This is a genomic window from Phycicoccus elongatus Lp2, assembly GCF_000367525.1.
Lineage (GTDB): Bacteria > Actinomycetota > Actinomycetes > Actinomycetales > Dermatophilaceae > Phycicoccus_A > Phycicoccus_A elongatus.
This window is the reverse complement of record NZ_HF570956.1, coordinates 1,240,753-1,248,361: the sequence shown is the minus strand read 5'-3', so window position 1 is coordinate 1,248,361 and position 7,609 is coordinate 1,240,753. Positions and strand designations below refer to the sequence as shown.

Genomic DNA, 7,609 nt, shown 5'->3' with positions numbered 1-7,609 from the left:
CCCCCCCCCCCCCACCACTCCACATCGCCTCGGCGGTCTGCTGGGTCCGCGTGCTCGCCGAGCACAACACCTCGTCAATGCCCATGCCCAAATCGTGCAGCCATCTCCCCGCAGCCTCGGCGTCCTGCACGCCGCCCTCTGTGAGTTCACGTTCGATGTCGCTCGATCCCGGATTCGCTCCACCGGCCTCCGCATGACGGACGAGGACGAGGACGCGGTCTTCGGCAGCAGTGGTCATACCAACGATCTTGCTCCGAGCAGCGGCGGTTGTCAGCCCACCACGGCGCAGATGCCTCATGGATCACGTCCCCGATTCGCGCCCGCGCAGCACCCGCCCACCACGTCGCCTCCTGAGCCGACGCTGAACCCACAGCGCCCGGCCAATCCCACCGCTCCCGAAGGGGCGGCATCCGGGTTAGGTTCAGATCTGACGTGGGCACTGGCCCACGCACAACGTCACGGAAGGTCCCCCATGTCAGCCATTGACGACATCCTCGGTCAGCTCCCCATCGACCAACTGGCCGACCAACTCGGCGCCGACCCCCAGCAGGTCCAGGCTGCCAGCGCCGCCGTTCTCCCCGCGCTGCTCGGGGGCCTGCAGGCCAACGCGGGCGACGGCGGAGCCTCTTCGATCCTGAGCGCGCTCGGCCAACACAACAACGACCTCCTCAGCGGGGGAATCGACCTCTCCCAGATCGACACCCAGGATGGGGCGGCGATCGCGGGTCACATCTTCGGCGACCAGCAGGATGCTGTCGCCAATCAGCTCGGTGGTCTCGGGGGCGGCGCAGCCGGAGCGGGCAGCGGGATCGGCTCGGCTCTCATCAAGAAGCTCATCCCGATCCTCGCGCCGATCGTCCTGTCCTACATCGCCAACCAGGTCTTCGGAAAGATGGGCCAGTCCGGCGGCAGCTCCACCCAGAGCACCGCCCCCAGCCTGCCCACGCAGACCCAGTCGCAGGGCCAGAGCGCCGGCCCCGGTTCGCTCGACGACCTGCTCAAGGACGTGCTCGGGTCGGCCGTCGGCGGCGGCAGCACCACGCAGGCGCCGCAGCAACAAAGCGTCCCCTCGGGCGGCAGCATCATCACCGACATCCTCGGTGGCCTGCTCGGCGGCGGCCGCCGCTGATTTGGTATGCCGTGGGGCCGGGGTCCGATCGGAACCCGGCCCCGCGGCAGGTCCGGCTTCTCGCCGGCGGATCAGGTCAGGCCTGACCCAGTCGCGACAGGATGAGAGCGCGCGCGGCGGCAGCATCACCCTGGCCCCGCATCTCCTTCATCACCTGGCCGATGAGAGCCCCGACTGCCTGCACCTTGCCATCGCGGATCTTCTCCGCGACCTCGGGATTGGCGGCAATGACCGCGTCGACGGCGGTCTCGAGAGCCCCACTGTCCTGATTCAGCTGCAGCCCACGGGCATCAGCCACGGCGGTCGGCGACCCTTCGCCGTCGAGGACACCCTCCCACGCCTGACGAGCCATCGCATCGTTGAGGCGGCCACTGGTCACCAGAGTCTCCAACTCCACGACCTGGGCCGGGCCGACACCAAGGCCCGCTGCATACGAGGGGACGTCCTGGCCGTCGGCATTGGCTCGACGGGCCACCTCACCGGACCACCACTTGCGCGCCGCCGCCGGCGAGCCACCGGCGGTGACCGTCTCCTCGATGAGGTCGAGCAGACCGGCGTTGAGGACGTCGCGCATCTCCAGGTCCGAGTAGGAGTACGCCGCCTGCAGTCGCTTGCGCCGCTGGGCCGGCGGCTCGGGCAGGGTGGCACGCAACTCCTCGACCCAGTCCCGCGCAGGCGCGATCGGCACCAGGTCGGGCTCGGGGAAGTAGCGATAGTCCTCGGCGTCGGACTTCTCGCGACCGCTCGTCGTGATGCCGGTGTCCTCGTGCCAGTGGCGGGTCTCCTGCAGGATCGAGCCACCGCTCGCAAGGATCGCGCCATGCCGACACATCTCGTAGCGCACGGCGCGTTCGACCGACCGTAGCGAGTTGACGTTCTTGGTCTCGGTGCGTGTGCCCAGGACGCCAGACCCCTTGGGGGACAACGAAAGGTTGACGTCGCAGCGCATGGAGCCCTGCTCCATCTTCACGTCCGAGACGCCCAGGGCCTTGAGCAGGTCGCGCAGCGTGGCGACATAGGCGCGCGCCACGTCCGGCGCGCGCTCCCCCGCGCCGACGATCGGCTTGGTGACGATCTCGATGAGCGGGATGCCCGCCCGGTTGTAGTCCACGAGCGAGTGGGTCGCGCCGTGGATCCGCCCGGTCGCTCCTCCGACGTGGAGTGACTTGCCGGTGTCCTCCTCCATGTGGGCTCGCTCGATCTCGACGCGGAACACGGTGCCATCCTCGAGGTCGACGTCGAGGTGACCACCGAAGGCGATCGGCTCGTCGTACTGCGAGGTCTGGAAGTTCTTCGGCATGTCCGGATAGAAGTAGTTCTTGCGCGCGAAGCGGGACCACGTCGCAATCTCGCAGTTGAGGGCCAAACCGATGCGGATCGCCGATTCGACGCCGATGGCATTGACGACGGGGAGCGCCCCGGGCAGGCCGAGGCAGACCGGGCAGACCTGGGTGTTCGGCTCGGCGCCGAAGGTGGTCGCGCAACCGCAGAACATCTTGGTGTTGGTCCCGAGTTCGACGTGCACCTCCAGGCCCAAGGCCGGGTCGTATGCCGCGAGGACGTCGTCGTAGCCCATCAGGGCCTCGGTGTCGCCAGCGCTCATCTCAGGCCCCCTTCGTCGTGGCGTCCGCGTGCGGCGTCGCCATAGGTGTCGTTGGCGCGGACGCAAGCAGGTCCGGGATGCGATCGAGCAGCGGCCCGCCCCACACCGCGTGGAGGCGCTGCTCAAGGGCCGCGCCCACGGCATACAGACGGTCGTCGGCCATCGCCGGGGCGAGGATCTGGAAGCCGGCCGGGAGGCCGTCCTCGTCCGCGAGCCCGCTGGGCACCGACATCCCGGGAATGCCCGCCAGGTTCGCCGGGATCGTCGCGATGTCGTTGAGGTACATCGCCAGCGGGTCGTCGATCTTGGCACCCAGACGGAAGGCGGTCGTCGGCGCCGTGGGCGAGACCAGCACGTCGGCGCGCTCGAAGGCGGATGCGAAGTCGTCGGCGATGAGTCGGCGAACCTTCTGGGCGGAGCCGTAGTAGGCGTCGTAGTAGCCGCTCGAGAGGGCATAGGTGCCCAGGATGATGCGGCGCTTGACCTCGTCGCCGAAGCCGGCGTCACGGGTGGCTGCCATGACCTGCTCAGCACTCGGGTCGTCGACATCGCGCGGCGCCACGCGCAGGCCGTAACGCATGGCGTCGAACTTCGCCAGGTTGCTGCTCGCCTCGCTCGGGAGGATGAGGTAGTAGGTCGCGAGCGCGTAGGTGAACGACGGACACGAGACCTCGACCACCTCCGCGCCTGCGTCGACCAAGTGCTGCACGGCCTCGTCGAAGCGCTGCTGCACGCCGGCCTGGAATCCCTCGCCGGTCAGCTCTCGGACGATGCCGATGCGCATGCCCCTGACGTCGGCGCGACGCGCGGCCTCGACGATCGGCGGCACCGGAGCATCGATCGAGGTCGAGTCCAACGGGTCGTGGCCGGCCATCAACTCGTGCAACATCGCCGTGTCCAGGACCGTGCGCGCGCACGGGCCGGCCTGGTCGAGCGAGGAGGCGAGGGCAATCAGGCCGTAGCGCGAGACCCCGCCGTAGGTCGGCTTGGTGCCGACCGTGCCGGTCACCGCGGCCGGCTGGCGGATCGAGCCGCCGGTGTCGGTGCCGGTCGCGAGCGGGGCCTGGAAAGAGGCGAGCACCGAGCTGGAACCGCCACCGGAGCCACCGGGGATGCGGTCGAGGTCCCACGGGTTGTGGCTGGGCCCATAGGCGCTGTGCTCGGTGGAGGAGCCCATGGCGAACTCGTCCATGTTCGTCTTGCCGAGGATCGGCAGTCCGGCGGCCTTGATCCGCGCGACGACCGTCGCGTCATAGGGTGGCACCCACCCCTGGAGAATTCGGGACCCGCACGTCGTCGGCAGACCGGTCGTCGTCATGACGTCCTTGACCGCGATGGGGACACCCGCGAGCGCGTGGAGTGTCTCTCCGGCAGCTCGTCGGCGGTCGACGGCATCGGCCGTCGCGAGAGCGCCGTCGCGGTCGACGTGGAGGTAGGAGTGGACGGCTCCGTCGACGGCCTCGGTCCGCTCGAGAAGGGCAGTGGTGATCTCACGGGAGGTCGTCTCGCCGCGCGCCATCAGATCGGCCAGTTCAGCAGCGCTGGCCCGGGTCAGGTCGGTCATCTCGGGAGTGGCTCTCAGTCTTCGTCGAGGATTCGGGGCACGCTGAACCGCTGCGCGTCGGACTCAGGGGCGCCGGCGAGCGCTTCCTGTGGCGTCAGCGATGGCCTGATCTGGTCAGGTCGCGTCACATTGACCAGTGGCATCGGGTGCGACATCGGGGTGACGGCCTCGGTGGGCGCCTGCTGCACCGTGGCGACCGATTCGAGGATGACGCCGAGTTCGCCGACCATCCGGTTGAGCTCGGATTCATCAAGGTCGATGCGGGCCAGTCGAGCCAGGTGTTCGACGGCGTCGCGGGTGAGTTCAGCCATGAACCGGAGTCTAGTTTGCCCGTGACTGACGCCGACGCGGGTGCTTGGCGGGGCGCTGAGAGACCACGCGACCCCTTCTGTTCACCGTCTCGACATATCAGAACGGGTTCCACCTGTGGGCTTTCCACGAGTATTCTGCGAACGTTTCGTGCTCCCGAGGGGGCAACGGATGCACCGGCCGACACCTCGGGCTCGGTGCCGCACGGCGTTTTGACCAAACCTTGAAAGGTCCCCATGATCCAGACCATGCGAAGGGCAGTCGTCCTTCTCGCCACCACAGCCTTGGCCGTCACCGGCCTGCTCCTGGTGGCGCCGACTGCCCAAGCGGCCCGTGCGGCACAGACGGCAAACGTCCCGACGGTGTACGTGGACACCACTGGCGGCTACTACCGCACCAACTACGCCGGCGCCCCCGTCACCCCAAGTTCGGGGAGCGCCGCGTGGTCAGCGGTCAACGGAAGTGGCAGTCACACCATCGGTGCCTTCACCACGACCGAGGTCGTTGACCCCCTGAACCCCCTGAACAACTTCGTCGACTCCGGTCAGGGCGAGATCCGCGGGCGGGGCAACTACACGTGGAAGACCTTGCCCCTCCTCCACACCTTCTCTGCGTGGACCCAGTCCCAGGGCGGGGTGACCTTCAGCTCATCGGCCGTGAGCAAGCGTCCCTACCAGCTCAAGCTGTCGGCCGGCCGCGACGTCCTGGGCATGGGCTCGGGAAAGACCTGGATCCTTCTGGCCAACCATGGTGACGCTTCGCTCATCAGGAACAAGGTGGCCCAGGACCTGGCCGCTGAGTACGGCCTGCCCTACACCCCACAGTCGCGATTCGTCGACCTCGTCGTCAACGGCGAGTACCTGGGCAACTACCTGCTCACCGAGAAGGTCCATGAGGGTGGGCGACGCGTCCCGCTGAAGGACCCGGGCGCCGTCTTGGTGGAGATGGACAACAACTACTGCGACACCGAGCCGTCTGCCCTGCGGTGGCGTTCTCCGTCGGGGAACTGCTTCGTGCTCAGCGACGCCAACAACGGTGACATCCCCGACCCGACGGTGTCCGGTGGCAGCATCACCCTGCCCGCTCACGTGCAGGCCGGCTGGGATGCCTTCAAGGCCAAGGTGACCGCCTTCGAGGCGGCCCTCAACGCCAAGGACTGGAACACGGTCCAATCCCTGATCGACGTCGACTCCTTCGTCAAGTACTACTTCATCTACGAGTTCACCGAGAACCCGGAGATCTCCCGCTCGAGCATCTACTTCTGGATGGATGCCAGTGTGAACTCCAAGCTCAACGCCGGGCCGACCTGGGACTTCGACTCCTCCCTGGGCACGTACACGGACCCGACCTACGGCGGAAACGCCAGCGTCCTCTACGTCCGCAACATCGGGACCTACCGCTCGGGCCTGATGTGGTACCAGGACCTCTTCAAGATGTCGCAGTACACCGCGGCGGCCACCACCCTCTACCAGACGCAGCTCAAGCTCCCGACGGAGGAGTCCGTGGTCAAGGTGGGTCGCTACACGGCCCTCATGAGTGCATCGGCGAACAAGAACTTCCAGAGGTGGCGGATCCTGGGTGGGCGGACGTTGTTCCCGCCGTTCCAGAACAGCTACAGCAGCACGTGGCAGGGCGAGGTCAACAAGGTCACATCGTTCATGCAGCGTCGGATCAGCCTGCTCAATGCGACCTACGCCCCGGGCATCTCGGCCACGGCCTCGGATTGCAAGACGGTCGCTGCGACCGCGGCGATCCCGGCAGCGGGCGCGTTCAACCCGCTGGACCCGTGCCGCATGCTCGACACCCGCACTGGCAACGGCGCGCCCAGCGGTGCCGTCGCCGCCAACGGTGAGGTGTCGCTCAAGGTGACAGGACGTGGCGGCATCCCGGCCACGGGTGTCTCGGCGGTCCTGCTCAACGTGACGGTCGCCAACCCGACCGGCACGGGCACCATCTCGGCCTACCCCGCCGGCGCGAACCCGGGTGAGACCACGAACCTCAGCTTCGTGGCGAACCAGGTCGTGGCCAACCAGGTCACCGTCAAGGTCGGTGACGGCGGTGTGGTCAAGTTGAAGAATTCGGCAGGCGGCAGCGTCCATGTGATCGCCGATGTGGCGGGCTTCTACGTGGATGGGGCCACCACCGAGGCTGGTGCCTTCCAGGCCATGGCTCCCGTCCGGATCCTCGACACCACCAAGGCCGGCAGCACCTTTGTCCGGGTTCCCGGCAATGGCACCATCGACCTCCCGGTCGTGAGTGCCGCCAGCGGCGTCCCGGCCACGGCCGGTTCGGTGGACCTGAACGTCACGGCCGTCAACCCGGCCTCCGACGGTCACATCTCGGTCTACCCGACCGGTGCCCGACCGAACCCGATCGTCTCCAACGCCAACTTCAAGAACGGTCAGACCGTCGCCAACGCGGTCACCGTCAAGTTGGGGACCGACGGCAAGGTCACCCTGGAGAACGGTGGAACCGGTGCTGTTGACCTGAAGGTCGACGTCAACGGCTACTTCCTGGGCGGCACCGCGACGCAGTCCGGAATGTTCGTCCCGCTGGCGCCGGCCCGGATCCTGGACTCCAGGACTGGCGTGGGTATGCCGAAGGGCGACTTCTCGGCGGGGACGCCTCGGATGCTCAACAACTTCGAGGTCGTTCCGCTCAAGGTGGCCGGCGCCGGCGGCGTCAACGCCACCACCGCTGGGGCCGTTGTCATGAACATGACGATCGCCAACCCGACTCAGGTGGGCTACCTCACGGTCTTCCCGACCGGAACGGTGCGCCCGCAGGTCTCCAGCATCAACTTCACCCAGTGGCAAGACATCCCGAACCTCGTCACGGTGAAGCTCGGAACCGGCGGGTCGGTCAACCTGTACAACATGAACGCAGGTCAGACCAACCTCGTCTCCGACGTGGCGGGCTACTACATCAAGTAGCCGAAACGTCATCACAAACTGGTGGTGCCGCCCGACTCGGGCGGCACCACCAGTGCTTTGTTCTGGTTGGC

6 protein-coding genes are annotated in these 7,609 nt (G+C 67.5%); 2 read left to right on the top strand and 4 right to left on the bottom strand.

All coding sequences use genetic code 11. The annotated features are described in order from the left end of the window. The coding region (locus tag BN10_RS17270) for a SixA phosphatase family protein (protein WP_198014017.1) at positions 1–238 on the bottom strand (238 nt) is incomplete at its 3' end. A gap of 234 nt (positions 239–472) precedes the next feature. On the opposite strand from BN10_RS17270, the gene BN10_RS05920 reads away from it, so the two are divergent. Beyond that, the gene (locus tag BN10_RS05920) at positions 473–1,129 is read left to right on the top strand and encodes a DUF937 domain-containing protein (RefSeq protein WP_010850284.1); all 657 of its coding nucleotides are present in this window, start codon (positions 473–475) and stop codon (positions 1,127–1,129) included. Positions 1,130–1,205: 76 nt separating this feature from the next. Here BN10_RS05920 and gatB read toward each other — a convergent pair whose 3' ends face one another. From gatB to gatC, 3 genes are read right to left on the bottom strand one after another with little or no spacing between them, the layout of a single operon-like run. After that, on the bottom strand, positions 1,206–2,732 hold the full coding sequence (gene gatB, locus BN10_RS05915; RefSeq protein WP_010850283.1) for an Asp-tRNA(Asn)/Glu-tRNA(Gln) amidotransferase subunit GatB: 1,527 nt from the start codon (positions 2,730–2,732) through the stop codon (positions 1,206–1,208). Between the two features lies 1 nt (position 2,733). Then, positions 2,734–4,296 (bottom strand): Asp-tRNA(Asn)/Glu-tRNA(Gln) amidotransferase subunit GatA, encoded by a 1,563-nt coding sequence (gene gatA, locus BN10_RS05910; protein WP_010850282.1) that lies wholly within the window; start codon positions 4,294–4,296, stop codon positions 2,734–2,736. Between the two features lie 14 nt (positions 4,297–4,310). Beyond that, entirely contained in the window at positions 4,311–4,607 is a 297-nt protein-coding gene (gatC, locus tag BN10_RS05905; protein ID WP_010850281.1) for an Asp-tRNA(Asn)/Glu-tRNA(Gln) amidotransferase subunit GatC, read from the bottom strand. 246 nt (positions 4,608–4,853) lie between these two features. Here gatC and BN10_RS05900 point away from each other — a divergent pair, with 246 nt between their 5' ends. Next, positions 4,854–7,538 (top strand): CotH kinase family protein, encoded by a 2,685-nt coding sequence (locus BN10_RS05900; protein WP_198014016.1) that lies wholly within the window; start codon positions 4,854–4,856, stop codon positions 7,536–7,538. Positions 7,539–7,609: the final 71 nt, after the last annotated feature.

Excerpts from the sequence above, each read along its gene's own strand:
- BN10_RS05900 (WP_198014016.1), top strand. The coding sequence starts at position 4,854 with ATGCGAAGGGCAGTCGTCCTTCTCGCCACCACAGCCTTGGCCGTCACC.
- gatA (WP_010850282.1), bottom strand. The coding sequence starts at position 4,296 with ATGACCGACCTGACCCGGGCCAGCGCTGCTGAACTGGCCGATCTGATG.
- gatC (WP_010850281.1), bottom strand. The coding sequence starts at position 4,607 with ATGGCTGAACTCACCCGCGACGCCGTCGAACACCTGGCTCGACTGGCC.
- BN10_RS05920 (WP_010850284.1), top strand. The coding sequence starts at position 473 with ATGTCAGCCATTGACGACATCCTCGGTCAGCTCCCCATCGACCAACTG.
- gatB (WP_010850283.1), bottom strand. The coding sequence starts at position 2,732 with ATGAGCGCTGGCGACACCGAGGCCCTGATGGGCTACGACGACGTCCTC.